We start from the raw sequence: 26,534 nt of genomic DNA on the forward strand, positions 1-26,534 counted from the left end.
ATGCGGGGGGACGCCGTCGACGAGGTGCTGGAGCGGTTGCCGCACACCTGGAGCGCGGATGAGGCCGAACGGGTCGCGCAGCGGTTCCGGGACAGCCGGCCGGCCGTGCCGAAGCGCCTGGTGAGCAGGTTGTGGCAGTACTGGCTCCAGCAGTGCCCGGACGAGCTGTTGTTCGGCGACACCGAGGACGATCTCGCGCTGGTGCTGCACGCCCGGGCGCTCGGGCTGCAGGTCCCCGTCGGCGACCTGGGGGCCGATGACAGCCCCGTCGCGCGGTGTGCCCGGCGGGCCCGGGAGTCCGCGGAGTGCGGGCCGCTGTTCCCCGCGCCGCCGGTGTGGGGGCCGAAGGCCGCGCTGGCGCCGCAGGTGCGTGCGGCGCTCCCGTCGTCGCTGCTGCGGGCGTGGGTGGCCGGCGACGAGCAGGGGCCCGTGGAAGTGCTGGTGGTCGGTGCGGGCATTCCCGAGATCCGGCAGCAGGTGGTGCAGGCGGCGCTCACGACCTGTCTGCGGGTCAACGGCCTGAGCGACCCGGACAGCGGTGACTTCGTCGGGGACCATCTCGGCGTCGGGCTGATCCGGGTGACGGCCGGGCTGTCCGGCAAACAGGCCTCGCTCGACATCCCGTCGGTGTTCCGCGCGCGGTCGGTGACGGTGGCGGACGGCGCGTCGTCGACGGCCCGCGGTGCGCTGCGCGACTTCGTCGGGCTGCTGCGGTCGCTGGCGCACGAGACCAGTCTGGTGGAGGTCGCGGACATCGCGTATGCGGACCTGGTGACGTACGCCCAGGGGCTGCGGGCGCTCGCGGACCGGGCGGCGGGCGAGACGGACCGGGCCTTTCTGCGGGCGCCCCGGCCGGCGGACGACGGTCTGGTGTCGCTGCAGCCGTATCTCCGTACGGCCAAGGGGCACGGAGCCACCGTGGGGCTGGAGTTCAGCCCGGATCTGTTCACCACGGATGCCTATCTGGGCGTCGAGCAGGCCCATCAGCGGGTGCTGTCGCAGCGGCTGACCATGGACGCACGGCTGCGTCTGGACCAGCTGGAGGCGGAGATCAAGCAGCTGACGGCCGATCTGGCGGCCTTCGACCGGGCGAATGCGGAGGAGCGGCGGGCGTTGTGGCCGGCGACGGTGCTGCTGGTCGAGCGGTTCGACGAGCCGACCGGCCGGACGATCCGGCTGACCGAGCCCGAGGAGCGGGAGACCGAGCAGTATTACGAGGTCAATGTCCCGCAGCTGATCTCGATGCGGGAGAAGTGGGCCCGGCGCATGAGCGAGCTGGTCGAGCAGCTGGAGACGGCGGTGCACCGGCCGTACGCTCCGGCGCGGCAGGTGGCCGCCGGGCGGTTCCTCGATGCCGCGTTACGGGGCGTCGCACCGGACGAGAGCCCCTCCACCGAACGGGCCTTCCTCGCCTGGTGCACGGAGGCCGCGCCGATGCTGTGGTTCGAGTGGCGGTGCGCACTGCGCCGGTACGGCATCGCGCCGTCGGATGTGTTCACCCCGCACACGGTGCTGATCAGCCGCTATCTGCCGCCGACCGCCGAGGACTCGGCGCTGCTGTTCAGCCACCCGTACACCGTGGTGGACACCGCCCGGTCCACGGTGCTCGCCGACGCCGAGCGCGCCGTGATGGTGGTGCGGGACGCCACCGACCACGCCGAGCCGGCCCCGTCCGACGCCGCCGGGCCCACCGCGCAGGCGCTCTGGGACGACCTCGCCCGGCTGGCCGAGGAGCCCCGGGTCGAGGAGGAGTTCAGCCGTCGCTTCCTCGAAGCGCTGCGGGCGCAGCCGCACGGTGTCACCCGCCGGATGATCGAGGCCCTGCAGCCGTCCGGGCCCACCGCCGCTGAGGCGGACGAGATCGGGACGGCGCTGCGGACCGCGGAACGCCACACCTCCCTGGGCGAGGGGATGGACCGGGCGCTGATGGCGATGCGCTGCGAGGCGTTTCTCACCGCCGTGGAGTGCCTGGACGGGATCCGTACGGAGCCGCAGTGGCAGGCCCGGGTCTGGCTGCTGCGGGCGATCGTGGAGTGCCGTGCCGCGCGGCTGGAGTCCCGCGAGATCCCCGGTCTGCTCGGCCACCAGATGCCCGGACTTCCCGATGTGGCGTTGCGGGCCCTGGACGAAGCGGGCAGCGCCGACGAGGAGTTCACCCGGGTCTGGCTGGAGACCCTGCCGGAGGCCGGTCTGGACAAGGGCATCCGGCGGCTGTTCCAGGGCCTGCCGCGAGCCCGGGCCGACTGCAAGGGGGATCCGCAGCACAAGGTGAGCCCCGAGCGGGAGTACGCGGTGTGGCTGTTCCGGCGGGCGGTGGAGAACGCTCGGCTGGCACGGCAGCTGGACGAGGCCGGCGAGGAGCTGGCCGAGCATCAGGAGGCCGTCGATACGGCGCTGGCCAAGCTGGGCCGGGCGCTGGAGGAGATTCTTGTGGGGCCGTACGTGGGTGGTTCGCGGGGTGAGGCCGAGGAGCTCTTCGAGGTGCTCTCCGGGCAGGAACCCCCGCGCTACGGCCGGGTGGCGGGGAGATGAGGCATGGACAACGAGCTGTATGTCGTATGGATGGTGCGGACCTCGGAGCGCGCGATGGCGGCGGCCGAGGAGGCGCTGGGGAACTTCGCCGCGCATGATCTGCTGCACCGGATCGGCCGGTTCAGCGAGGCGGAGAGCCGGCTGGCGGAGCTGGCCGCCCGTATCCGGACCGCCTTCACGCCACCGGAGCTGCCGGCCGTGTTCACCGGGCGGCATCTGCATCTGCTGGTCGGCCCCACCGCGCAGCCGCTGCTCGCGGAGATCCTCGGGTGCCCGGAGTCCGATGTGTTCGCCACGCTCTTCGACGCGCATCAGCTCGCCCAGGCGCTGCGTGAGACGGGGCATCATCAAGACGGCATCGATGACGCCGAGTTGCTGCTGCTGGCGCTGCTGGCCCGGCTGCCCCGGCTGGCCGCCCGGCACGGCCTGGAGTCCCGTGACTGGGGCGGCTTCGTCGAGGGCCGGGCCTGGCTGACCCCGTACGCCCTGGACCGGCTCACGGAGCTGGCCCGGCGGCGCGGGTGGTCGGCGGACGCCGCACCCACCCAGATCCTCGCGGGCGTGCTGGAAGGCGTCGGCGGGCGGCAGGACGCCGACCGGGCGGCGCAGTTCGACGCGCTGGCGCTGATCGAACTCCGCCGGCGGATCGGTCTGCTCGGCGAGCAGCTGCGCGGCGACGCGCTGGTACACGCGGAGGAGGCCGCGCGGCTGGCGCCCGATCTCAGCAGCGTCAGCCGGCTGCCCGCGTGGCTGGAGCTGTACGAGCACCATGCGGTGGCCGTGGGCATGCGGCGGCTGTTCACCGGCTCCGTGACGGTCGCCGAGCAGCTCCAGGGCCTGCACAGCCAGCCGCCCCCGGAGACCGGCAGACCGAAGCCGGACGAGAATCTGCAGGTGATCAACGAGGTCCGCTACGGCTTTCTGAAGCGGCGGATGTCGTTCGACATCGCCTGCGAGGTGGAGGGGACCTCGCACCCCCTGGTCGTCCTGCGCTGCCGCGGGGTGCTGCCGGAGCAGTACTCCGCCCTCCGCGACACCGTCCACCAGCTGCGCGGCAGTGACCTCTCCACCCAGGGTGAGAGCCTGGGCGAGCGGCTGCTCAACACGGCGGTGCCGCAACGCCTGGGGCTGCCGGGCCGGCTGCGGTCCGCGTTGCACGACCACGACGCCGAGGCGGTGCAGTGCGTGGTGCTGACCGGAATCCGTCAGCCGGTCGCCGTGCCCGCGCCATGGCGCGATCATCTGGGCACGGCGCTGCCGTACGCCTCACCGCCCGCCGGGGACACCGTGTTCGCGGCGCCGGAGGAGGTGACCCGTGCGCTGCGGGAGAGCGTGCCGCGGGAACGGCGGGTCGTGGAGGTGGAGTGAGCGGATCCGGGGCGGACTGACACCCTCCGCAACTATGCTGTCACTACGAGGAGTTGCGCATCGGCACGGCATTCGTTCCGGTGGCGCACCCGCCGTCGGCCACACCCCTCGCCACCCACTCCGTGACATCCGATCCTCCGGGAGGGCCGGTGCCCACCACGAGCAACCCTGCGATCCGTAACCTGCTGACGCTGGACGGTGCGGTCGCGCCGGTCGGCCCGAGCACGACCGGCGGTGCGGCCGGGGCGACGACCACGGACCGTCCGATCACGCTCGACGACATCGTCATCAAGACGCTGGTCGTCTTCGGCGTCCTCACGGCGAGCGCGTTCCTCACCGTCTTCCTGGAACTCGGGTTCCTGGCCCTGCCCGCCCTGCTGGCCGGACTGGGCATCGGGATCTACCTGGCCTTCCGGCCGCGGCCCAGCGCCGCCCTGGCGCTGCTGTACGCGGCGGCCCAGGGGGTGGTGCTCGGAGAGGCGACGCAGTTCTTCGACGCGCTGCAGCCGGGTGTCGGCACCCAGGCCGTCATCGGCACCGGCTGCATCTTCGCGGGCGCGCTGGCGGCCTACCACACGCGGGTGGTGCGGGTCAGTGCGAAGGCGACCCGCTGGGCGGTCGGTACGGCGTGCGGGCTGGTGGTGCTGTTCCTGGCGGACCTGCTCGCGTCGTGGGTGTTCGGGGCCGACCTCGGGCTGCAGGACGGCGGCGTCCCGGCGATCGCCGTGAGCGTGGTGGCGATCGCCGCCGCGTCCTACTTCTTCCTGGTGGAGTTCGAGACCGCCAACCGCTTTCTGCAGTCCGGCGCCTCGCACCGGTGGGCCTGGTACGTCGCATTCGGACTGGCGATGACCCTGGTCTGGCTCTACTTGGAGATCCTGCGGCTGCTGTCGTACCTCCGCTGGTGGTGACGGTGCGGCCGTGCCGTCCTCCCCCACTGAATTTCCGGTGCGGACGGCCGCCGGACGTGCCTAAGGTGCGCCGGTCGGTGGAGTGGTGAGAGGGGCTGGCGGACGGATGCTGATCTTCGATGCGGATGACACGTTGTGGGAGAACAATGTGGTCTTCGAGCGGGTCATCGACGAGTTCCTGGAGTGGATGACCCGCCCCGGACTCGACCGGGCCGGGGTGCGGGCCGTGCTCGACGGGATCGAGGCGGCGAACGCGGTGACCCTCGGCTACGGCAGCAAGGTGTTTCTGCACAGCCTCGGGGAGTGCGTGGCGCGGCTGCGGGGGCGGGCCGCGACGGCCGAGGAGTCGGCGCGGATCTCCGGATGGGCGGCGGCCTTCGACCGCGACAGCGTGGAGCTGATGCCGGGGGTGGCCGAGACCCTGGCTGAGCTGTCCCGGCGGCACGAGCTGTTGCTGTTGACGAAGGGCGACACCGAGGAGCAGGAGCGGAAGGTGGCGGCCTCCGGGCTGACCCGGCACTTCCGGGGCGTCCACATCGTGGCGGAGAAGAACACCGCCACCTACGAGGAGCTGACCCGCGCCTACGGCCTGGCGCCGGCCTCGGCATGGATGATCGGCAACTCCCCGAAGTCGGACATCCTGCCGGCCCGTTCCGCCGGTCTGAACGCGGTGTTCATCCCGCACGACCACACCTGGGTCCTGGAGCACAGCGAGCTCGACCCCGCCGACGAGAAGGTACTGCGGCTGTCGGCGTTCGGTGAGTTGCTGCGGCACTTCTGAGAGGGGTGAGGGACGTGACGGTGGTGGGACCCAAGGTGTCCTGTGTCTTCGTGTGCCATGACGGCGCCGGGCGGGTGTTGCTGGCCCGGCGGAGCGCGGGGGCCAGGGACGAGCCGGGGACCTGGGACTGCGGCGCGGGGGCGCTGGAGTTCGGTGAGTCCTTCGAGACGGCCGTGGCGCGGGAGGTGCACGAGGAGTACGGCGTGCGGCCGCTCGGCATCGAGCAGATCGGGGTGCGCAATGTGCTGCGCGGTGATCCGGTCGACTCGCACTGGGTCGCGGTGGTCTTCGCCGTACGGGTGGAGCCGGACGAGGTGACGCTCGGCGAACCGCACAAGTTCGATGCGCTCGCGTGGTTCGCCCCGCATGCGCTGCCGGTGCCGCTGCATTCGCAGTGCGGGGAGACGCTGGAGCTGTACGGCGCGGGGGCCCGTGCCCGCCGGCCCGGTCGCCCGCAGGGCTGACCGCCGCCGGCGCGGGCGGCGGGGCGGGGGCGTCCCCCCGCCCTCGCCCCGATGCGTCTACAGCGGTGCGATGTCGGTCAGTTCACCGTCCTCCAGGGCGAGCCACCGGGTGATGCCGATGTCCCGGAGGAACGTCAGATCGTGGCTGACGACGAGGAGCGCGCCCTCGTAGGACTCCAGGGCCGTGACGAGCCGGTGGACCGACGCGAGGTCGAGGTTGTTGGTCGGCTCGTCGAGCATCAGCAACTGCGGGGCCGGCTCGGCCAGCATCAGGGCGGCGAGCGAGGCGCGGAAGCGTTCGCCGCCGGAGAGCGTGCCGGCCTGCTGGTCGGCACGGGCACCCTTGAACAGGAAGCGGGCGAGTCGGGCCCGGATGCGGTTGTTGGTGGCGTCCGGGGCGAAGCGGGCGACGTTCTCGGCCACGGTCAGCGCAGGGTCGAGGACTTCCAGCCGCTGCGGCAGGAAGCGGTAGGGGACATGGGTCTGCGCCAGACCGTCCTGCGGTGGGATCTCGCCGGCGACGGTCCGCAGCAGCGTGGTCTTGCCGGAGCCGTTGCGGCCGGTCAGCGCGATCCGTTCGGGGCCGCGTACCTCCAGATCGGCGTGGGCGCCGTAACGGGCCCGCAGGGCCTGCAGGGTGAGCACCGTGCGGCCCGGCGGCACGGCGGTGTGCGGCAGGTCGATGCGGATCTCGTCGTCGTCCCGGACCGCCTCGGACGCCTCGTCGAGGCGTTCCTTGGCCTCCTTGAGGCGTTCGGTGTGCATGATGCGGTGCTTGCCCGCGGATACCTGGGCCTCCCTCTTGCGCTCGTTCATGACGATCTTCGGCTCGCGCTTGTTGGCGTTCATCTTGTTGCCGTAGCGGACCCGGCGGGCCAACTTGATGTGTGCGTCGGCCAGTTCGCGCTTCTGGCGCTGTACGTCGGCCTCGGCGGCGCGCACCGTCCGCTCGGCCGCTTCCTGTTCGACGGCCAGGGCCTGTTCGTATGCGCTGAAGTTGCCGCCGTACCAGTGGATCTCCCCGTCGCGGAGGTCGGCGATCCGGTCGACGAGTTCGAGGAGTTCACGGTCGTGGCTGACCACGACGAGCACCCCGGACCAGCCGGCGACCGCGGCATGGAGCCGCTTCCGGGCCGCCCGGTCGAGGTTGTTGGTGGGCTCGTCGAGCAGCAGGACGTCCGGCCGGCGCAGCAGCAGGGCCGCCAGCCGCAGCAGGACCGACTCGCCGCCGGACACCTCGCCGATGGTGCGATCGAGGTCGAGGCCGGGCAGCCCGAGCTGGTCGAGGGTGGCGCGGGCGCGCTCCTCGACGTCCCAGTCGTCGCCGATGGCGGTGAAGTGCTCCTCGCCGGCGTCGCCGCCCTCGATGGCGTGCAGGGCGGCGCGCGCCCCGGCGATGCCGAGCGTCTCGTCGACCCGCAGCCGGGTGTCGAGCGGGGCGTGTTGCGGGAGGTAGCCGATCTCGCCGGCGACCTTGACGCTGCCCGCGGTCGGGGTCAGCTCGCCCGCGATCAGCTTCAACAGGGTGGACTTTCCCGCCCCGTTGAGGCCGACGAGGCCCGTTCGGCCGGGGCCGACGGCCAGCGGGAGGTTCTCCAGGACGGGACTGCCGTCGGGCCAGCCGAAGCCGAGGCCGGTGCAGACGATGGCCGCGGAGGACGCAGAGGTGGATGACATGGACAAGGGGTCTCCTGAGCGCGAGAGGGGGTGCGGGAAATGCGCTGGGAGACACCGCGTCATCGGAACGCCGGGGTGCGTCGGGTACGCCGTACGTACGCCGAGGTCGCGGACGGGCCGCGCGAGGCATGATTCGCCGCTCCGGATACCGGGAGCGTAGGGCGAATCACCGTCGCGGGCGCGGTGTCTCAGGACCTCAGACGAGCAACGGCCTTCTCCGATCGGCGGCAATGGGAACGAGATCGACGATACGGGGGACGCCGCCAAAACGCAAACGCTATTTTCGTTGCGTTTGCGTTTCCCGCCGTGGGCGGTGCGGCGTCCCCGGCCCTGCTACTCCCCGGCTCCGTCGCGCGGACGCAGGCGCACGCGGGCCGGCCCGGTCGCCTGGAGGGTGATACCGGCGGCGACCGGCACCTCCTGGTCCACGGCTTCGAGTTCGTACGTACGGAGCAGCATGGCCAGCGCCAGCACGGACTCCAGCATCGAGAAGTGCTGCCCGATGCAGGCGCGCGGCCCGCCGCCGAACGGGAACCAGGCGTAGCGGTGCCGTTCGGCCTCCCTCTCGGGCGCGAAGCGCCGCGGATCGAAGCGTTCCGGGTCCTCCCACAGATCCGGGCTGCGGTGGGTGACCCAGGGCGCGACGACCACATCGGCGCCGGCCGGGATGCGGAATCCGCCGATCTCCGTGGCGGCCACGGCCCGGCGGCTGACGACCGGTGCCGCCGGATACAGCCGCATGGACTCCTTGAGCGCCTGCGTCAGATACGGCAGACGGTCCAGGTCGGCGGCCGTGGGGGTGCGCCCGCCCAGCACCCGGTCGATCTCCTCGCGGACCCTCGTCTGCTCCTCGGGGTGCCGGGCGAGGAGGTGGAGGGTGAAGGCCAGGGAGGTCGCGGTGGTCTCGTGGCCCGCCAGCAGGAAGATCAGCACCTGTTCGCGGACCTCGGTCGCGTCGAGCGAGCCGTCCTCGTCATTGCCGGCCGCGGCCAGCAGCGACAGCAGGTCGTTGCCCTCGTCCGGCGCTTCTCCGGCCGTCCCGCGCGCCGCCCGCCGGTCCGCGATGATCCGGTCGCACAGCGCGTTCAGCTCGTCGGTGGCGGCGCGGGCCCGCAGGTTCCCTGGGGTGGGCCACTCGCGCGGGACCTTCACGGGTACGTAGGCGCGCCGTACGACATAGGCGTTGATGACCGGGGCACACCGGTGGAAGGCGTCCTCGGCCGCCGCCGCGTCCAGGCCGAACAGGATCCGGGCGACGGTGCGCAGCGCCAGCCGGTTCATCTCGGGGACCAGGTCGACGGTGTGCCCCTCGGCGGTGCGCCAGCGGTCGGCGAGGGCGTCGGCCTCGGTCGTGACGGCCGAGGCGTAGCTGTCGACCCGGCGCTTGGTGAACAGCGGCTGCACCAGCCGCCGCTGCCTGAGGTAGTCGGTGTCCTGGCTGGTGAGCAGACCGTTGCCGAACGCCTGCCGGACCTCCTCGTAGAGCGGGTGGTCCTTGCGGAAGTTGGCGGCCTGGGAGGCGAGGATCTGCTGCACGCCCTCGGGCGCGAAGACCGCATGGAACACACTGCGCAGACCGGGCGGGCCGGCCTCCAGACGCACCACATCGCCGTGCGCGCGTCGGGCGTTCAAGAACGTGCCGAGGGAGTCGCGCCGGAGGTCGAGCATCGAGCCGAGCACGGGAAGGCCGGCCGGGCCGGGTATCTCGCTCTCCGGTGCGGGACCGGGATGGGGCTGGGAATCGGTGAGGGACATGCCGGATGTCTATCCCGCGGGCCCGGGTTCCTACCCCGCACACCCGGATTGCTCGCCCCGTGGTGCCCCGGCCGCCCTCCCCGCGTCCTGCCCGGCGCGGGCCCCGTAGCATGAACCGGATGATCAACAAGCCTGCCGGGAAGGCAGCCACCTCGACCCCGTGCCGGGTCACCGTGTGCCGCGGCTGCTGCTGCGGCGATGCGGCCAAGATCCCGGGCGTCGACCACGCCGGGCAGATACCGCGGTTGCGCGCGGCGCTCGACGGCGCGGCACCGGTGCGGGCCTCGGAGTGCCTGGACGTGTGCGACCAGGCGAACGTGGTCGTGGTCCAGCCGTCGCCCGCGGGCCGGGCGGCCGGCGGGCGCCCCGTCTGGCTGGGGCTGGTCAACGACGACGACGCGCTGGCGGACATCGCCGCGTGGATCCGCGCCGGCGGGCCCGGCCTCGCCGAGCCGCCGGGCGTGCTCGATCTGTATGCGATCACGGTGTCGCGACGCGTACGGGAGGGGCTGGAGGGCTGAGGCCCCGAACGCCGCCGCGCCCCGGCCTCGACCGCCCGCCGCTGCCTCCGACGGCACCACCGCCGGTTACCGGAGTCTTACGGCCGCGGACCGGACCGCCCGCCACCGCGCGTACTGGTGTTGGCTGGAACCATGACCCATCTCCCGGGAAGGGCACGCTGACCCCGTGCACCGAGCAACGCCACCCTCCCTACCCCCGCCCGCCCCGCTGAACGGGCCACCGCGCCGTGTCCTGGTCGTCGAGGACGATCCGACCGTCGCCGAGGTCGTCACCGGCTATCTCTCCCGCGCCGGCTACAGCACCCAGCACGCCGCCGACGGTTTCGCCGCCCTCGACCGGGCCGCGGCGTTCCGTCCGCATCTCGTGGTGCTCGATCTGATGCTGCCGGGCATCGACGGTCTGGAGGTGTGCCGCCGGCTGCGCCGTGCCGACGACGGCCCGGCGGTCCCGGTGGTGATGCTGACCGCCCGCGGCGAGGAGGCGGACCGCATCCTCGGCCTGGAGCTGGGCGCGGACGACTATGTGACCAAGCCGTTCAGTCCCCGGGAGCTGGTGCTGCGGATCGGCTCGGTGCTGCGCCGCGCGGAGTCCGCGCCGCCGGCCGCGGCGCCCTCCGCCGTCCTGCGGGCCGGGGATCTCCGTGCCGACCCCGGCGGCCGGCGTGCCGACCGCGACGGGCGGGAACTCTCCCTCACCGCCCGCGAGTTCGACCTCCTGGTCTTCCTGATGCGCCACCCCGGGCAGGTCTTCTCCCGGGAGGAGCTGCTGCACCGGGTCTGGGGCTGGGAGTTCGGCGATCTGTCCACCGTGACCGTGCATGTGCGGCGGCTGCGCGAGAAGATCGAGGAGGATCCGGCCGTGCCCCGGCTGGTGACGACGGTCTGGGGCGCGGGCTACCGCTTCGACCCCCTGGGGGACGAGCCGCGGCCGGACCCCTGGCCCCTGCTGGGAGGCGAGCCGCAGTCATGACGGACTTCCTGGTCATCGTGGCGCTGGCGGCACTGGGCGCGGCGCTGGCGGGGGTGCTCGCCGCGCCCGCGGTACGGGTGCTGCGGCGGCGCTCGGTCGCGCTGTCGCTGTTCGCGGTGGCGGTGCTGGCGGTGGCCGCGATGGCGGCCGGGACGGTGGCGGTCGCCCAGGCGATGTTTCTGTCCGGGCACGACCTGGGCGTGGTGATGGCCGTCGTGGCCGTCTCCGGGGTGGTGTCGCTGGCGGCCGCGCTGCTCTTCGGACGGCGGATCGCGGCGGGCAGCCGGGAGCTGGCGCGCTCGGCCCGTACGGTCGGCAGCGAGGGCGGCTTCGTGGCGCCCGCCGAGCCGCCCACCGCCGAACTGGCCGCGCTGTCCCGGGCGTTGGAGGAGACCAGCGGACGGCTCGCCGAGGCACGGGAGCGGGAGCGGGCGCTGGATGCCTCCCGGCGCGATCTGATCGCCGGGATCTCACACGACCTGCGCACCCCGCTCGCCGGGCTGCGGGCGATGGCCGAGGCGCTGGAGGACGGGGTCGCCGAGGACACCGCGCGCTACCACGCCCGGATGCGGATCGAGGTCGACCGGCTAGCCGCAATGGTCGACGACCTCTTCGAACTGTCCCGTATCCAGGCCGGGGCGCTGGCCCTGACGCTGTCGCGGGTGTCGGTGTACGACCTGGTGGACGATGCGCTCGCCGGAGCCGGGCCGCTGGCGCGGGCGAGCGGGGTGCGGCTGGTGGACGGCGGGGTGGTACCGCTGCCGGTGCGGGTGGACGCCCAGCAGATCACCCGCGTACTGGGCAATCTGCTGGTGAATGCGATCCGTGCGACACCGGAGGACGGCACCGTCGCGGTCAGCGCGCGGCACGAGCAGGGCCGGGTGGTACTCGCGGTCGAGGACGGCTGCGGCGGCATTCCGCCGGAGGATCTGGCGCGGGTCTTCGACACCGGCTGGCGCGGCGGTGCGGCACGCACCCCGCGCGCGGACGGCAAGGGCGGCGCCGGGCTGGGGCTGGCGATCGTCCGCGGGATCGTGGAGGCCCATGAGGGCCGGACGACGGTACGGAACGCCGGGTCGGGCTGCCGCTTCGAGGTCGAACTGCCGTCGGCGGAGCAGCAGGTGGAGCCGCAGACGGAGCAGCGGACGGACCCGCAGGCGGAGCCGCCCACGGCATGAGCGTACGGCCGCCCGGTGCGCCTCAGCGCCGCGCCGCCGCCCCGCCCCGGCCCTCCGTCCCGTGGCCGGGCTCGTCGCGCTCCCCGCCTTGCCCCGCCGTCCCACGGCCCGGCTCGTCGCGCTCCCCCCGTTGCGCCTCGGCGGGGCGTACCGGCAGGTCGCGGACGGTCCGGATCGGCGAGAAGAGGAGAATCAGGGCGGCCAGCGGGACGCCCGCCGTCATGATCCACATGGCGGTGCGGACGCCCAGGGCGGAGCCGAGCGCACCGCCGAGCAGCGCACCGAGGGGCAGCGTGCCGTAGTTGAGGAACGAGGTGCTGGCGATGATCCGGCCGAGCAGCGCCGGCGGGCAGTAACGCTGCTGGAAGCCCGCCTTGAGGATGTTGCCGCCCACCACGCCCGCGGACACGGCGAAGCTGCCCGCGACGTACAGCACCGCTCCGGCGCCATGCGTGGTGAGCGGGATGAGCAACACGGCACTGGGCAGGCCCAGTTCGTACAGCAGCATGGCGCGGGCGGTGCCGAACCGGTCGGCGACCGTACGGACCGCAAAGGCACCCGCGATCCCGCCCGTACCGGCCAGCGCCAGCAGCCCGCCGACCGCGCCGGGCGACAGACCGACCTCGCGGACCAGGAAGACCGTCAGGAGGGACTGGTAGCCCATGAGCGCGAGGTTGGAGGCGGCGCCGAAGAGCGTCAGCGTACGGAACCACACATCGCCGGCGGCCAGCCGCAGCCCCTCGGCGACCTCCGCGGTCAGGGCCCGCGGGACGCGGTCGCGGGGGTCCGGGCGCGGCTCCCGGTGCCGGATGCCGAGCAGGCACAGCAGCGCGACGAGGAAGGTGACGGCGTTGGCGGACAAACCGCCTACGGCTCCCGCCAGTTGGGTGAGGAGGCCGCCCGCCCCCTGCCCGGCGATCTGCGCCGCGGAGGCGCTGCCGTGCAGCGTGGCATTGCCCTCGGCCTGGTCGGCCGGTGCGAGCAGGGTGGGCAGATAGGCGCTGTACGCGGTCTGGAAGACCACCGCCGCCGCACCGGCCGACAGGGCCAAGGCGATCAGCAGTCCGAGGCTCAGCCCGCCGGCCGCGGCGAGGACCGGGACGGCGCCGAACAGCACCAGCGAGAGCCCCGCGGCGGCCAGCATCAGGGGGCGGCGGCGCAGCCGGTCCACCCAGACGCCCACCGGCAGGCCGATGAGCAGCCAGGGCAGCCAGACGCAGGCGCTGAGCAGCGCGACCGCGAAGGTGGGGGCGTGCAGCGTGGCGATCGCCACCAGCGGCATCGCCACATTGGTGACCGCCGCCCCGAACTTCCCCGCCGTCTCGCCGCACCACAACAGCCGGAAGTCACGGTGGCGGCGCAGCAGTCCGCTCACTGCTCGTGCCGCTCCTTGCGCGGGAAGGACTGCAACTGGACGACGACCGGCCGCTCCTCCGCGGCGGCCCCACCGGATCCGCGCTGCGCCACATCCCGGTGCCGGGCGACCACCTCCGCCAACTCTTCGTTCAGCGCCGCGAGTTGTTCATGAGTCAGCCGCAGATCGTGCCACTGGGTGAGGGTGCCGGCATCCCGCCACTCCCGCTCCCAGTCCTCGGTCAGATAGGTGACGACCCGGTTGAAGTGCTGCTGGACGATTTCGTGCACATAGAGCGACAGCGCGCCCCGGGTGTCCGGATCGTCGCGGAATTCGGCGGTGTCGAGCCGGTGGGTGACATGGGCCGCCCGCCACCAGCGCTCGCGCTTGGTGCCGCGGCCGGTCTCCTCCTCGATGAAGCCGTGGTCGGCGAGGTGACGCAGATGCCAGCTGACCGTTCCGGTGTTCTCACCGAGGCGGCGCCCGAGCCCGGTTGCGGTATCCGGCCCGTCGAGCCGCAGCAGTTCCAGGATGCGCATCCGCAAGGGGTGAGCCACACCGCGCAGACTGCGGGCGTCCATCCGGCGGGTCGGGGGCGCGGCGGACGGTGTCGGCCGGGACGGGTGCTGGTGCTGGTGCTGGTGCTCCGGGGCGTCGGTCATGGACGGCAGCCTAGAGTCGCAGAGACTTCTCTGCACAGGATTCTCTGCAGAGAAGTGTCTGCAATGAGCGGGACCGGCCACACGGTCGAAGACCGGGACGTGTCTTTCGGTCAGCCGCGACCCCGGGGGCGATCCGAAAGACATGCCCTAGGCATCGCCCTTGCCCTGGCCCTGGCCCCCGCTCCCGTCCCCGTCGTCCTTCCCGTGCACCCACAACGGATGCTCGCGTCGGGCCCATTGCGGGTCGACGGAGCCGGTGCGCAGGCCACGGCGGGACTCGGGGTCGCCGTACGCCTTCCAGACATGGCCGGCGATCACGAGGATCACGGCGAGCGCGAGCCAGTCGTGGACGAAGGTGGCGCCGGTGCGCCAGACGAGCGGCGCAAGGTGGGTGAACCACATCAGCAGGCCGGTGCCGAGCATCACCAGGACGGCGCCGGCGATCCACGCGGCGTAGAGCTTCTGGCCGGCGTTGAACTTGCCGGCCGGGCGGCCCCCTCGGCGACGCAGTGCGGCGCGCAGCCACTGGCGGTCGTGCGGGCCGTAGCGGTTGAGGCGGGTGAGGTCGGCGCGCAGGGCGCGGGAGCCGAGGCCCAGCAGCAGGGGGACGGGCAGCAGGATGCCGGACCACTCGTGGACGGTGACCATCAGGGCGCGGCGGCCGACGAGTTCGGCGAGGAAGGGGAGGTAGAGGCAGCCCGCGGTGAGGACACAGACGGCCATCAGGGTGGCGGTGGCGCGGTGCACCCGGTGCTCGGCGGGGGTGAAGCGGAGGACGCGGGGGCGCGCCGTGGTGGGCTCGGACCGGGCCTCAGGTGGTCGGGGCATCGTCGCGTCCGTTCGACCGGCCGACCCAGGCGTCGACGTCATATCCGAGGTTCTCCCAGTATCCGGGCTGTACATGGTCGGTGACGGTGATCCCGGAGAGCCACTTCGCCGACTTGTAGAAGTACATGGGCGCGGCATAGAGGCGCACCGGACCGCCGTGCGCATGGGCGAGCGGCTTGTCCTGCATCCGCAGGGCGACCAGGACGTCGTCGCGGCGGGCCTGTTCGAGGGTGAGGGATTCGCTGTAGGCGCCGTCGAAGCAGGTGAAGCGGACGGCCTTGGCCTCGGGGCGGACACCCGCGGCGTCGAGCAGGACGGAGAGGCGTACGCCCTCGAAGGGGGTGCCGGGCACCCGCCAGCCGGTGACGCACTGGACATCGCGGACGAGCCGGGTCTGCGGCAGCCGGCGCAGATCGGCGAGGCGGTAGCCGGCGCGGTGGCGGACCAGGCCGTCGACCGTGAGGCGGTAGGTGTGTTCGTCCTTGGCCGGTACGGAGCCGGTCACGGAGTAGTAGCGGAAGCCGCCGCCACCCGGGAGCAGACCGGTCAGGCCGGTGGGGTCCTGCTGTGCGGCGGCGCCGAGGGTGCTGTCGTAGGCGCTCTGCAGGAAGGGGGCCGCGGCGACACCGGCGGCACCGGCGGCGAGCATGCCGAGCACCACACGGCGGCCCACGGGGGTGCCGTGGCCGTCCTCGCCGCTGCCCGCCGCACGGGCCGGATTCGCGTCCTTGGTCACCCTCCGATTCGAACACCCTGCGGGCCCCGGGGCCAGTGTCCGGGCCCCGGCGTCAGACTTTCGTCATCAGCGCCGCGGGGTCACGGGGCGGCGGCGTCCCGGGCGCGGCACAGTGCGGTGGCCCGTGCGGCCCGGAACGCGCCTTCGCCGTCGCGGCCCGGGTACGACCACGGTGCGCGTGTGGAGTGCGGGCCGATCCGCTGGAACAGCGCGGCGGCCTCGGCCATCCTCCCTTGGTGGAACGTGGCATGGGCGAGGAAGTTGAGATCGATCTTGCGGCGCGGGTGCTCCTCGCCCTCCCACTCCAGCCACCAGTCGACGGCGGCCTGCAGGACGTGCCGGGCGCGCCGGGTGGACCAGTGACCCCAGTCCGCGGGGTCGGGGGGTGCCAGGCCCGCGGCGGCAAGGACGCGGTAGCGCTCGGCGTGCGCCACGACGGGCAGGAGGGCGAGCGGGGAGTCGGCGGGGGCGCGTTCCGCGGCGCGGGCCGCGAAGGTGTGGGCCGGGTGCCGCGGGTCGTCGCTGCCGCCGGCCCGCTGTTCGGCCAGGCAGGCCGTCATCAGGTGGTGAGCGTGGTGGTGGTCGCGGTGGCGGGCGCGCACCTGATGGAAGGCGTGGGCCCGTTCGCCCGGGGTGCCGGTGCGACGGGCGAGGATCAGCGCGCCGAGCCAGGGGGTGGGGTCGTCGGGCAGCATCCGGGCGGCCGTGGCACAGGCTTCGGCGGCGGCCCCGGTGCTGCTCTGGCCGCGCAGGGCGAGATGGACGGTGGCGAGGGCCAGGAGGGTGGCCGCGTCGCCGCTGTCCGGTTCGGCGAGCTGCCAGTCGCCGGCCCAGGCGGCGCTGCCGGGGCAGGTGGCCAGGACGGTTAATCGGTGGCCGCGCAGATCCCAGTCCGCACCGGTCCCGGCGAGCAGGGTACGCACCCGGGCCCACTGGCCGAGCGCCAACGCATCGGCCGCGATGGCCAGTTGGGCGTCGTCCAGGGCCGGGGTGAGCACCGGGGCACCCGGGCAGCGGGCGCGTTCGAGGGGCGGCGGCGTCGAGGGCGAAGGGGAAATCGAAATCACGGGTCAGGGACTCCATGGCGCGCCGCACCGGCCGCCTCACCGCACCGAGTCGTCCTCGGGGGGAGGGGGCCAAATCCGCGCACCTCTACAGAGGGTGATGACTTGGTCCGCACCAGTCATCACGCACAGCAAAGCGGCACGCAGAGCTCCGCGTCAAGACGGGAAGGGGAATGGCCGGATCCGCCAACCCCTCTTTCCGCATCACGGAATTGAGCGCCGCGCCACCGGAACTCGGCCGGGTGCGACGCCCCCCACGCCCCTCCTGCCCCTCCCGACCCTTCAGTACCGGCCCCTCCCCGCACCGCCCCGCGCGCCCCGCCCCCTCCCGCCCGTCAGGACACCGCCCGCGCCGCCGCCCGCCCCGCCGTCCGCCCGGAGAAGAGGCAGCCGCCGAGGAACGTGCCCTCCAGCGAGCGGTAGCCGTGCACCCCGCCACCGCCGAACCCGGCCGCCTCGCCCGCCGCGTAGACGCCGGGCAGCGGCGCACCCCCGTCGGTCAGCACCCGCGAGGAGAGGTCGGTCTCCAGGCCGCCGAGCGTCTTCCGGGTGAGGATGTTCAGCCGTACGGCGACCAGCGGGCCGGCCTTGGGGTCGAGCAGCCGGTGCGGGGCGGCGGTGCGGATCAGGCGGTCACCGAGGTAGCTGCGGGTCCCGCGCAGCGCCATCACCTGGAGGTCCTTGGTGAAGGGGTGGGCGATCTCCCGGTCCCGCGCCACGATCTCGCCGCGCAGCGCGTCCTCCGCTATCAGCGGCTCCTTGGTGACCTCGTTCATCCGCCGCACCAGATCGGTCAGCGAACGCTCGACGATGAAGTCCGCGCCCTGGTCCATGAACGCCCGGACCGGTCCCGGTGCGCCGGCCCTGGCCCGGCCCAGCACGCCACGGACGCTCTTGCCGGTCAGATCGGGGTTCTGCTCGGAGCCGGAGAGGGTGAACTCCTTCTCGATGATCTTCTGGGTGAGCACGAACCAGGTGTGGTCATGGCCGGTCCGCATGATGTGCTCCAGCGTGCCCAGGGTGTCGAAGCCCGGGAACAGCGGCACCGGCAGCCGCCTGCCGCGGGCGTCGAGCCACAGCGGGGACGGGCCGGACAGGATCCGGATGCCGTGCAGCGGCCAGATGGGGTTCCAGTTGTCGATGCCCTCCGTGTAGTGCCACATCCGGTCGCGGTTGATGATCCGGCCGCCGGCCGCCTCGGCGATGCCCAGCATCTTGCCGTCCACATGCGCGGGCACCCCGGACAGCATCCGCCGCGGGGGCTTGCCGAGCCGCTCGGGCCAGTTGGCGCGCACCAGTTCGTGATTGCCGCCGATACCGCCCGAGGTGACGATCACGGCCTGCGCCTTGAGCTCGAAGGCACCGGCCACCTCACGGCTGCTGGGCCTGCCGCGCTCGGCGTCCGAGGGCTCCAGGATCTCGCCGCTGACGGTGTCCACGCTCCCCCCGGTGCGCGACAGCCCCGTCACCCGGTGGCGGAAGCGCAGCTCCACCAGCCCGCGGGCGGCCCCGGCCCGCACCCGGCGCGCGAACGGGGCGACCAGACCGGGCCCGGTGCCCCAGGTGATGTGGAAGCGGGGGACGGAGTTGCCGTGCCCGGTCGCGTCATAGCCACCGCGCTCGGCCCAGCCGACGACGGGGAAGAGCCGTACGCCCTGCCGGTGCAGCCAGGAGCGCTTCTCGCCGGCCGCGAAATCGACATAGGCCTCGGCCCACTTGCGCGGCCAGTGGTCCTCGGGCCGGTCGAAGCCTGCCGTACCCAGCCAGTCCTGCCAGGCCAGCTCGTGGCTGTCGCGGATCCGCAGCCGGCGCTGTTCGGGGGAGTCCACCAGGAAGAGGCCGCCGAAGGACCAGTGGGCCTGCCCGCCGAAGGACTGCTCGGGCTCCTGGTCGAGGAGGATCACCTTCCGTCCGGCGTCCACCAGCTCCGCGGTGGCCGCCAGGCCCGCGAGCCCCGCTCCGATCACGATCACATCAGCGTCGTACGCCATCTCAGCTACTCCTCAACGGGGCACGCCGGGCGCCCCTGCCGCCGTGGTGGAACGATCCTCAGCGCACCCGACTGCCGCGTCAACCGTCGAGTTACCCAGCGGTACAACGGGACGCGCGGGAGAATGGTGGGTGACGAGGGCCACCCCACGCCCGCCGCCGGATGACTATCCTCAGGCGCATCCCCCCGCCCCGCGCGATACGAGGTGCGACGTGACGGTGATACTGCTCGCCCTTGGAGCGGCCTGCTGTCTGGGACTCGGCTTCGTGTTTCAGCAGGCCGCGGCGCAGCGCGCCCCGATGAAGGACTACCTCTCGGTCCGTCTGCTGCTCGACCTGGTGCGCATGCCCCTGTGGCTGGCCGGTATCGGCCTGATGGTGGTCGGGATGGCGCTCGGCGCGGTGGCGTTGGGGATGGGCGACATCACGCTCGTGGAGCCACTGCTGGCGACCAATCTGCTGTTCGCGATGGCGCTGTCGCGGCGGCTGACCCGGCAGCGGCTCGGCCGTAGCGGCTGGGCCGGGCTGTGGCTGCTGGCGGGCGGGGTGACGGCCTTCATCGTGGCCGGGCGTCCACAGGGCGGGCAGCGCAGCACCGACCATCTGTGGCAGTGGCTGATCATGGGCATGGTGCTGGGCACCGCCTTGCTGCTGGCGGCGGTCGCCAAGCGGGAGCGGGTGCATGTGAGCCTGGAGGCCGCCCTGCTGGGCATCGCGGCGGGCCTGATCTACGGGCTGCAGGACGCCCTGACCCGGATCAGTGGTGAGCATTTCACCGACGGCGGCTGGTCGGCCCTGGCCACCAGCTGGCAGCCGTACGCCATCGTCGTGCTCGGTGTGCTGGCGCTGGTGCTCGTGCAGAGCGCCTTCGAGTCGGCGCCGCTACGGCTGTCGCTGCCCGCGCTGACCGCCGCCCAGCCGCTGGCCGGTATCGCCTGCGGGGTGGGGTTCCTCGGTGACCAGCTGCAGGTGACGGCCGGGGCGCTGGCGTGGGAGGTGGCCGGGATCGTGGCCGTCGTCGCGGGCATCGTGCTGATCGGCAGCCATCCGGCGATGCCGCCGGGGTCCGGCCGGAGGGAGAGCGTGCGGGAGCTGCAGCCGCACTGACGCGCATCCGGCGCGGCCGCCTCCTTCGCCCGGCAGCTCCCCTCCCGGTCCCGCCGCTCCCCCGTCCGGCCCCATGTCCCTTCCCCCGTCCGGGGCTTTCTCGTGTACCGCTCCCCGCTTCGCCGCTCCCCCTCTTTCCGGTCCTTCCCCTCGGCCGCTCCCCCCGGTGCCGCCCGCCCCCGGTGACGGCCGCCGGCGGGTGCCGCGCCGGACCCGGGTGGTTGCATGGCTCCCATGACTGATCAGCAACCGCTCAACGCGGACGAAATCCTCGACGTCGTCGATGAGGACGATCAGGTCGTCGGGCAGGCCCCACGCGGCGAGGCCTACGCCCGCAGGATGCGCACCCGCTGCGCCTTCGTCCTCGCCCGGGACGACCGGGACCGGATCTTCGTCCACCGCCGCACCCCGCAGAAGCTCGTCTTCCCCTCGCACTACGACATGTTCGTGGGCGGGGTGGTCGGCGCCGGCGAGACCTATGACCAGGCGGCGCTGCGCGAGGCCGAGGAGGAGCTGGGGGTCCAGGGGCTGGAGCCGCCGCAACCGCTGTTCAAGTTCCTCTACGAGACGGCCGAGCACACCTGGTGGTCCGCGGTCTACCAGGTGCGCTGCACCCTGCCGGTCGCCCCGCAGGAGTCGGAGATCGAGTGGTCCGCGTTCCTGACCGAGGAGGAGCTGGTCCGGCGGCTCGACGAGTGGCCGTGGACGCCGGACGGGCTCGCCGCGTACCGAGAGCTGGTCGCCCGGCGGGAGGCGGGGGAGTTCTGAGGCGACGCGGGCGGGGCACGGGCCGGCCGATAGGGTTTCGGCCATGATCCTCACTGAGGGACTGCGGTCGGCCGGCGCGGCCGTACGGCTGTGGTTCTCGCCCGCGCGGGTCGGCGAGGAGGGCGCGACCCCCGACTACCGCTTCTCGCTCGCCAACGAGCGCACCTTCCTCGCCTGGCTGCGCACCGGGCTGGCGCTGATCGGCGGCGGATTCGCGGTGGACCAGTTCCTGCCCCGGCTGCACCAGGGGCTGCGGGTGACCTTCACCGTCGTCCTGCTGGTGGGCGGCGCGCTGTGTGCGCTGCGGGCGGTCAATCACTGGGTGCGCTGCGAGCGCGCGATGCGGCGCGGCGAGGACCTGCCGGTCACCCGCTTCCCCACGGCGCTGGCGCTGGGCGTCGGCGTACTGGCGGTGGCGGTGGTCGTGCTCGTCCTCCTGGGCCGGACCACCTAGCCGATGGCGGGCGGACCGCGGCCGGACGCGGGGGCGCCGCGGCCGGCCCCCGACCGGGACCCCGGGCTGCAGCCGGAGCGGACCAGACTGGCGTGGCGGCGTACGACGCTGTCCGCCACGGCGATGGCGGTGCTGGCCGCCCGTCAGCTGCTGCGGAGCGCGGCCCCTGGACCGGTGGAGGTGGTTCTGGCGGTGCTGATGGGGCTGCTGTGGATCGGGTTTGTGGCTCTGGCGCACCGCCGGATGCAGGAGATGGCCACCGGCCGCCCGCCGGGTCTGCCTCCGCGGACCGCTCTGCTGCTGGTCGGCTGCACCCTCGCGCTGGCGCTGTGCGGCGCGGTGATCCTGGTGGGGCCGGAGCACTGAGACGGGGCACGGTGCCGCCACGGCGGGCGGCGGCGGTACGGTGACGCGACCCTCGCGATTCCGGAGGCGGACCCCTCTCCGCCTCGGCCGCGGGGAATGAGGGACCACCGTACGAGGAGACACATCCGCATGGGCGACTCGGCAGCACGGAACACGCCGGAACAGACCCCGGCAGCACACACCTCGGCCGCACGGACCTCCGGGCCCGGCGCCACCGGACCGGACCCGGCCCAACCGCCCCGCGCCGGCACGCCCACGGACGCGCCACCCACCGACGGATCCCCCGTCCCCGAGCCCTACCTCACCGAACTCGCCGCCGGCGTCCATGCCTTCATCCAGCCGGACGGCGGCTGGTGCCTGAACAACGCGGGCTTCGTCACCGACGGGGACGCCACCCTGCTCGTGGACACCGCCGCCACCGAGCGCCGGGCGCGCCTGCTGCGCCGCCGGATCGCCGAGAGCGGCGCGCCGGCGCCCCGCATGGTGGTCAACACCCACCACCACGGCGACCACACCTACGGCAACTGTGTCTTCGCGCCCGAGGCGACGGTCATCGGGCATGCCTCCTGCCGCCATGAGCTGCTGGCCGCCGGGCAGCAACTGCACGCGGTGTGGCCGCAGGTGGAGTACGGCGACATCCGTCTGACGGCGCCGGAGGTCACCTACACCGACGAGCTGGCCCTGCACGTCGGCGACATCGAAGTGCGGCTGATCCACCCGGGCGTGGCGCACACCACCGGCGACACCGTCGTCTGGCTGCCCCGGCAGCGCATCGTCTTCGCCGGCGATCTGGTCTTCCACGGAGGCACACCGTTCGTCTTCATGGGCTCGCTCGCCGGATCGCTGCGGGCACTGCAACTGCTGCGCACCCTGGACGCGGTCACCGTCGTCCCCGGGCACGGTCCGGTGACCGGCCCCGAGGTGTACGACGGCATCGAGCGCTATCTGCAGTTCGTCCTGCGGCTGGCGCAGGAGGGCCGGGCGGCCGGGCGTACGCCGCTGGAGGTGGCCCGGGAGGCGGACCTCGGCCCGTTCGCCGGGCTGGCCGAGAGCGAGCGGCTGGTGGCGAATCTGCACCGGGCGTACGCGGAGCTGGCGGGGGCGGCGCCGGGTGCCCCGCTCGACGTGGTGGCCGGGTTCGGCGATATGACGGTGATGAACGGCGGGGTGCCGATGGCGTGTCACGCATGACCACGGCCGGGGGTGCCTGAGCCATCGGTGACAGGGGCGGTCGGGGCCGCCGGAATGGCGGAAATTCCTCGCGTGACCGACGCCCCACGCCCCGGCACTGGACTCCATACCGACTAGTCGGCATGATCGTGCTGCGACCGATCGACCGTCCACTCCGTACGGAGGAGCACGATGAGCAAGGGCACCCCTCCCCCGCAGTCCCAGGACCGGGAGGATCCTCCCGGCCTCGACCTGGAACGACTGCGCGAGCATCTGGACCGGGAGCGGCCGGGGCTGGCCGGCGGCCCGCTGCGGGCCCAGCTGATCGAGGGCGGGCGGTCCAATCTCACCTACCGCGTCACCGACGGTGCCGCCTCCTGGGTCGTCCGCCGGCCGCCGCTCGGCCATGTGCTGGCCACCGCGCACGACATGCGGCGCGAGCACCGCGTCATCAGCTCCCTGCACGAGACACCGGTGCCGGTGCCCGAGGCGCTGCTGCTGTGCGAGGACGAGTCGGTCGTCGGCGCACCCTTCTATGTGATGGAGCTGGTCGAGGGCGTGCCGTACCGCACGGCCGACCAGCTGACTCCGCTCGGGCCCGAGCGCACCCGGGCCGTGGTGCTCTCCCTGGTCGATACGCTCGTGGACCTGCACGCCGTGGACCCGGAGGCGGTCGGGCTCGGCGACTTCGGCCGCCCCGAGGGCTTCCTGGAGCGCCAACTGCGCCGCTGGGGCAAGCAGTTGAGCGCCTCGAAGAACCGTGATCTGCCGGGGATCGACGAGCTGCACGAGGCGCTGGGCCGGGCGCTGCCCGCCTCGCCCGCACCGGCCGTCGTCCACGGCGACTACCGCCTCGACAATGTCCTGATCGGGGCCGATGACACCCTCAAGGCCGTTCTGGACTGGGAGATGTCCACGCTCGGCGATCCGCTGACCGACCTCGGCCTGCTGGCGATGTACAGCTCGGACCTGGGCCTGCCGCAGTCGCCGGTCAGCACCACCAGCGGCGCCCCCGGCCACCCCTCACCGGCCGAGCTGATCGAGCGCTATGCCGCCCGCTCCGGCCGGGACACCTCCGCCATCGCCTGGTACACGGCGTTCGCCTGGTTCAAGCTCGCCGTGATCCTCGAAGGCATCCACTACCGCTTCACGCTCGGCCAGACCGTCGGCGCCGGGTTCGACCGGATCGGCGAGCTCGTCCCCGTCTTCATCGGCCACGGACTCACCACCCTGAAGGAAGGCTGAGCGACTCATGGACTTCGCATTCGACGCCCGCACCCAGGAGCTGCGCGAGAAGCTCCTGACGTTCATGGACGAGCATGTCTACCCGGCCGAGCAGACCGCCCACGAGCAGCGGGCCGCGCTCACCTCGCCGTGGGACACCCCGGCGGTCGTCGGGGAGCTCAAGGCCGAGGCCCGCAGGCAGGGCCTGTGGAACCTCTTCCTCCCCGACGCGGAGTACGGCGCCGGGCTGACGAACCTCCAGTACGCGCCACTGGCCGAAATCACCGGCCGCAGCCCGCAGTTGGCGCCCACCGCACTGAACTGCGCGGCGCCGGACACCGGCAACATGGAGGTGCTGGCGCAGTTCGGCGACGAGGCGCAGCGGAAGCAGTGGCTGGAGCCGCTGCTGGCCGGTGAGATCCGGTCGGCGTTCGCGATGACCGAGCCGGAGGTGGCCTCGTCGGACGCCACCAACATCGAGACCCGTATCGCGCGTGACGGCGACAGCTACGTCATCAACGGCCGGAAGTGGTACATCTCCGGCGCGATGAACCCGCTGTGCCAGATCTTCATCGTGATGGGCAAGACCGACCCGGACGGCGCGGACCTCCGCCGCCAGCAGTCGATGATCCTGGTGCCGCGCGACACCCCCGGCGTGGAGGTCAAGCGCGCCATGCAGGTCTACGGCTACGAGGACCACTGGCACGGCGGCCACGCCGAGGTGCTCTTCCATGACGTCCGGGTGCCGGCGCGCAATCTGATCGGCGAGGAGGGCGGCGGCTTCGGCATCGCCCAGGCCCGGCTCGGCCCCGGCCGGATCCACCACTGCATGCGGCTGATCGGCATGGCCGAGCGCGCCATCGAGCTGATGTGCCGCCGCGCGGTGGCCCGTACGGCCTTCGGCAAGCCGCTGGCCCAGCAGGGCGTGGTGCAGGAGTGGATCGCGGACGCCCGGGTGGCGGTGGAGCAGCTGCGGCTGCTGGTGCTGAAGACCGCCTGGCTGATGGACACCGCCGGCAACAAGGGCGCCCACACCGAGATCCAGTCCATCAAGATCGCCACCCCGCGCACCGTCGTGGACATCCTCGACAAGGCGGTACAGCTGCACGGCGCGGGCGGTGTCAGCCAGGACTTCCCGCTGGCGGAGTTGTGGGCCGGCGCCCGCACGCTGCAGTTGGCGGACGGCCCGGACGAGGTGCACCAACGGTCGCTGGCCCGCCGTGAATTGAAGCGCTACCTGTAGGGCGGGGCGGCCGGTACGGCAGCCGTGCCCGAGGGGGTGGGGACCTCGGGCACGGCCTGCGCACGACGGGAGCGCGGGGCCGCTGTCCGCCGGTCGGAGTCGGCCCCGGCCGGTGCGGACGCGCCGCTATCCTCGGGGGATGCGTATCGGAGAACTGGCGCGGCGGACCGGTGTCCCGGTTCCGACGATCAAGTACTACACCCGGGAGGGCATGTTGCCCGCGGGTGAGCGCACCGGTCCGAACCAGGTCCAGTACGCGGATTCGCACATGCGGCGGCTGAAGCTGATCCGTGCGCTGACCGAAGTGGGCGGCTTGTCCATCGCGGCTGCCGCCGAGGTGCTGACCGGAATCGACTCTCCGGGCAGCACCGTGCACGGCATGCTCGGGACCGCGCAGTCGGCGGTCAGCAGGGTGGCCGCCGAGCGGGGCACCGACGCGACGTGGGAGCGCGCCGAGCGGGAGGTCGCGGAGCTGGTGCGGCGGCACGACTGGGCGGTGCGGCCCGAGAACCCGGGGTGGCAGACGCTGGTGCAGGTCGTGGTGGCCTACCACGAGCTCGACCAGGCTGAACTGCTCGGCCTGCTCGACCGGTACGCGCAGGCCGCGGGGACCCTGGCCGCCGCCGAGCTGGCGGCATTCGACGGGGTCCCGGGCATCGACGCCCAGATCGAGGGTGCGGTGCTCGGGACCGTGCTGGGCGACGCGGCGATGGCCGCACTACGGCGGATCGCCCAGGAGGACGTCTCCCGGCGGGTGCAGGCGCAACCTCACACGGGGTGAACGGGGTCGCCGGCCGGTACGAGGTGATGCACCCGGGCCGGCGGCAGGTTGCCCAGCACCAGTTCCGTACGGAAGGTGTGCCGGTCGAGTATGCGGCGCAGTGCGTTCTGCCCGTCGAGGGCGTGGACGCGCGCCGATCCCCCGCTGAACGTGCGGCGCACCGTCGCCCCGCCGACGTAGCCGAAGAAGGAGAGGGTGCCGCCGGGCCGCAGGGCGCCGAGCAGCCGGTCGAAGATGTCCGTCGTGGTCGGGGCGTCGAAGTTCGCGAACGGCAGACCGCAGACGATCGTGTCGTAGGTGCCGAGTTCGTGCTCCTGCACCAGGCCGGTGAGGAACTGCAGCCGCGGGTCACTGCCGTAGGCATCGTGGAGCAGGTCGACGAAGCGTGGGTTGGCCTCGACCAGGTCGAGGGTGTCCTGCCGGCCGAGCGCGTCGGCGATATGGCGGGTCACCGCTCCGGTGCCCGGCCCCACCTCCAGGACGGCACGGGAACGGCCGGGGCTGGGGATGAGATAGCGGGTCAGGGCCCTGCCGAGCCGGGGACTGCTCGGAGCAATCGCGCCCACCTCCCGGCGCGTCCGTGCGTACTCCCGGAGAAACAGCGTCACTTCAGCCACAAGGCCACCCACAT

The 26,534-nt window shown here is 73.0% G+C and carries 25 protein-coding genes; 16 read left to right on the forward strand and 9 right to left on the reverse strand.

The window, feature by feature from the left end; translation table 11 throughout:
• From ACGFWI_RS18130 to ACGFWI_RS18150, 5 genes are all read left to right on the forward strand, one after another.
• Nucleotides 1-2,532 carry a hypothetical protein gene (locus ACGFWI_RS18130; RefSeq protein WP_393906954.1) on the forward strand — a complete coding sequence of 844 codons (2,532 nt, stop codon included), beginning with the start codon at nucleotides 1-3 and terminating at the stop codon, nucleotides 2,530-2,532.
• Between the two features lie 3 nt (nucleotides 2,533-2,535).
• Nucleotides 2,536-3,900 carry a hypothetical protein gene (locus ACGFWI_RS18135; RefSeq protein WP_393906955.1) on the forward strand — a complete coding sequence of 455 codons (1,365 nt, stop codon included), beginning with the start codon at nucleotides 2,536-2,538 and terminating at the stop codon, nucleotides 3,898-3,900.
• A gap of 149 nt (nucleotides 3,901-4,049) precedes the next feature.
• Nucleotides 4,050-4,811, forward strand: coding sequence for a Bax inhibitor-1/YccA family protein (locus ACGFWI_RS18140; protein ID WP_393906956.1), 762 nt, complete (start codon nucleotides 4,050-4,052; stop codon nucleotides 4,809-4,811).
• Between the two features lie 106 nt (nucleotides 4,812-4,917).
• Entirely contained in the window at nucleotides 4,918-5,592 is a 675-nt protein-coding gene (locus tag ACGFWI_RS18145; RefSeq protein WP_393906957.1) for an HAD family hydrolase, read from the forward strand.
• A 14-nt stretch (nucleotides 5,593-5,606) separates the two neighbouring features.
• Nucleotides 5,607-6,056, forward strand: a complete 450-nt coding sequence (locus ACGFWI_RS18150) for an NUDIX hydrolase (protein ID WP_393906958.1) — start codon at nucleotides 5,607-5,609, stop codon at nucleotides 6,054-6,056.
• A gap of 57 nt (nucleotides 6,057-6,113) precedes the next feature.
• On the opposite strand, the gene ACGFWI_RS18155 is transcribed toward ACGFWI_RS18150, so the two are convergent.
• Nucleotides 6,114-7,733 (reverse strand): ABC-F family ATP-binding cassette domain-containing protein, encoded by a 1,620-nt coding sequence (locus ACGFWI_RS18155; RefSeq protein ID WP_393906959.1) that lies wholly within the window; start codon nucleotides 7,731-7,733, stop codon nucleotides 6,114-6,116.
• Between the two features lie 333 nt (nucleotides 7,734-8,066).
• Entirely contained in the window at nucleotides 8,067-9,488 is a 1,422-nt protein-coding gene (locus tag ACGFWI_RS18160) for a cytochrome P450 (RefSeq protein ID WP_393906960.1), read from the reverse strand.
• 119 nt (nucleotides 9,489-9,607) lie between these two features.
• Between ACGFWI_RS18160 and ACGFWI_RS18165 the strand changes: the two genes are divergently transcribed.
• From ACGFWI_RS18165 to ACGFWI_RS18175, 3 genes are all read left to right on the forward strand, one after another.
• Nucleotides 9,608-10,009 carry a (2Fe-2S) ferredoxin domain-containing protein gene (locus tag ACGFWI_RS18165; protein WP_393906961.1) on the forward strand — a complete coding sequence of 134 codons (402 nt, stop codon included), beginning with the start codon at nucleotides 9,608-9,610 and terminating at the stop codon, nucleotides 10,007-10,009.
• Nucleotides 10,010-10,175: 166 nt separating this feature from the next.
• Entirely contained in the window at nucleotides 10,176-10,979 is an 804-nt protein-coding gene (locus ACGFWI_RS18170) for a response regulator transcription factor (protein WP_393906962.1), read from the forward strand.
• Nucleotides 10,976-12,157 (forward strand): sensor histidine kinase, encoded by a 1,182-nt coding sequence (locus tag ACGFWI_RS18175; protein ID WP_393906963.1) that lies wholly within the window; start codon nucleotides 10,976-10,978, stop codon nucleotides 12,155-12,157. Before ACGFWI_RS18170 ends, ACGFWI_RS18175 begins: the two co-directional genes overlap by 4 nt.
• Nucleotides 12,158-12,179: 22 nt before the next feature.
• Here ACGFWI_RS18175 and ACGFWI_RS18180 read toward each other — a convergent pair whose 3' ends face one another.
• The 6 genes from ACGFWI_RS18180 to ACGFWI_RS18205 all read right to left on the reverse strand — a co-directional run bounded on the left by ACGFWI_RS18180 (nucleotide 12,180) and on the right by ACGFWI_RS18205 (nucleotide 18,792).
• Entirely contained in the window at nucleotides 12,180-13,532 is a 1,353-nt protein-coding gene (locus ACGFWI_RS18180; protein ID WP_393906964.1) for an MFS transporter, read from the reverse strand.
• Complete coding sequence (locus tag ACGFWI_RS18185; RefSeq protein WP_393906965.1) at nucleotides 13,529-14,173, reverse strand: helix-turn-helix domain-containing protein; 645 nt, start codon at nucleotides 14,171-14,173, stop codon at nucleotides 13,529-13,531. Before ACGFWI_RS18185 ends, ACGFWI_RS18180 begins: the two co-directional genes overlap by 4 nt.
• A gap of 147 nt (nucleotides 14,174-14,320) precedes the next feature.
• Nucleotides 14,321-15,001, reverse strand: coding sequence for a cytochrome b/b6 domain-containing protein (locus ACGFWI_RS18190; protein ID WP_393906966.1), 681 nt, complete (start codon nucleotides 14,999-15,001; stop codon nucleotides 14,321-14,323).
• Nucleotides 14,985-15,737: a molybdopterin-dependent oxidoreductase gene (locus ACGFWI_RS18195; protein WP_393906967.1), complete on the reverse strand. Its 753-nt coding sequence runs from the start codon at nucleotides 15,735-15,737 to the stop codon at nucleotides 14,985-14,987. Before ACGFWI_RS18195 ends, ACGFWI_RS18190 begins: the two co-directional genes overlap by 17 nt.
• An 80-nt stretch (nucleotides 15,738-15,817) precedes the next feature.
• Nucleotides 15,818-16,804: a hypothetical protein gene (locus tag ACGFWI_RS18200; protein ID WP_393906968.1), complete on the reverse strand. Its 987-nt coding sequence runs from the start codon at nucleotides 16,802-16,804 to the stop codon at nucleotides 15,818-15,820.
• 332 nt (nucleotides 16,805-17,136) lie between these two features.
• Nucleotides 17,137-18,792, reverse strand: coding sequence for an FAD-binding dehydrogenase (locus tag ACGFWI_RS18205; protein ID WP_393906969.1), 1,656 nt, complete (start codon nucleotides 18,790-18,792; stop codon nucleotides 17,137-17,139).
• Between the two features lie 211 nt (nucleotides 18,793-19,003).
• On the opposite strand from ACGFWI_RS18205, the gene ACGFWI_RS18210 reads away from it, so the two are divergent.
• The 8 genes from ACGFWI_RS18210 (at nucleotide 19,004) to ACGFWI_RS18245 (ending at nucleotide 25,903) form a co-directional block, all read left to right on the forward strand.
• Complete coding sequence (locus ACGFWI_RS18210) at nucleotides 19,004-19,897, forward strand: DMT family transporter (RefSeq protein WP_393906970.1); 894 nt, start codon at nucleotides 19,004-19,006, stop codon at nucleotides 19,895-19,897.
• A gap of 234 nt (nucleotides 19,898-20,131) precedes the next feature.
• Nucleotides 20,132-20,665, forward strand: coding sequence for an NUDIX hydrolase (locus ACGFWI_RS18215; RefSeq protein ID WP_393906971.1), 534 nt, complete (start codon nucleotides 20,132-20,134; stop codon nucleotides 20,663-20,665).
• A gap of 43 nt (nucleotides 20,666-20,708) precedes the next feature.
• Nucleotides 20,709-21,119, forward strand: coding sequence for a YidH family protein (locus tag ACGFWI_RS18220; protein WP_393906972.1), 411 nt, complete (start codon nucleotides 20,709-20,711; stop codon nucleotides 21,117-21,119).
• A 3-nt stretch (nucleotides 21,120-21,122) separates the two neighbouring features.
• Nucleotides 21,123-21,485 carry a DUF202 domain-containing protein gene (locus ACGFWI_RS18225; protein ID WP_393906973.1) on the forward strand — a complete coding sequence of 121 codons (363 nt, stop codon included), beginning with the start codon at nucleotides 21,123-21,125 and terminating at the stop codon, nucleotides 21,483-21,485.
• A gap of 129 nt (nucleotides 21,486-21,614) precedes the next feature.
• Nucleotides 21,615-22,676, forward strand: a complete 1,062-nt coding sequence (locus ACGFWI_RS18230) for an MBL fold metallo-hydrolase (RefSeq protein ID WP_393906974.1) — start codon at nucleotides 21,615-21,617, stop codon at nucleotides 22,674-22,676.
• A gap of 171 nt (nucleotides 22,677-22,847) precedes the next feature.
• Complete coding sequence (locus ACGFWI_RS18235) at nucleotides 22,848-23,900, forward strand: phosphotransferase family protein (RefSeq protein WP_393906975.1); 1,053 nt, start codon at nucleotides 22,848-22,850, stop codon at nucleotides 23,898-23,900.
• Nucleotides 23,901-23,907: 7 nt separating this feature from the next.
• On the forward strand, nucleotides 23,908-25,122 hold the full coding sequence (locus ACGFWI_RS18240; protein WP_393906976.1) for an acyl-CoA dehydrogenase family protein: 1,215 nt from the start codon (nucleotides 23,908-23,910) through the stop codon (nucleotides 25,120-25,122).
• Nucleotides 25,123-25,261: 139 nt separating this feature from the next.
• Nucleotides 25,262-25,903 (forward strand): MerR family transcriptional regulator, encoded by a 642-nt coding sequence (locus ACGFWI_RS18245; protein ID WP_393906977.1) that lies wholly within the window; start codon nucleotides 25,262-25,264, stop codon nucleotides 25,901-25,903.
• Here the strand turns inward: ACGFWI_RS18245 and ACGFWI_RS18250 are convergent.
• A complete protein-coding gene (locus ACGFWI_RS18250; RefSeq protein ID WP_393906978.1) occupies nucleotides 25,891-26,511 on the reverse strand; it encodes a class I SAM-dependent methyltransferase in 621 nt (206 codons plus the stop codon). The two genes, ACGFWI_RS18245 and ACGFWI_RS18250, sit on opposite strands and share 13 nt — an antisense overlap.
• Nucleotides 26,512-26,534: the final 23 nt, after the last annotated feature.

Origin of the sequence: Streptomyces sp. NPDC048434 (assembly GCF_043200375.1) — a bacterium.
Classification (GTDB): domain Bacteria; phylum Actinomycetota; class Actinomycetes; order Streptomycetales; family Streptomycetaceae; genus Streptomyces.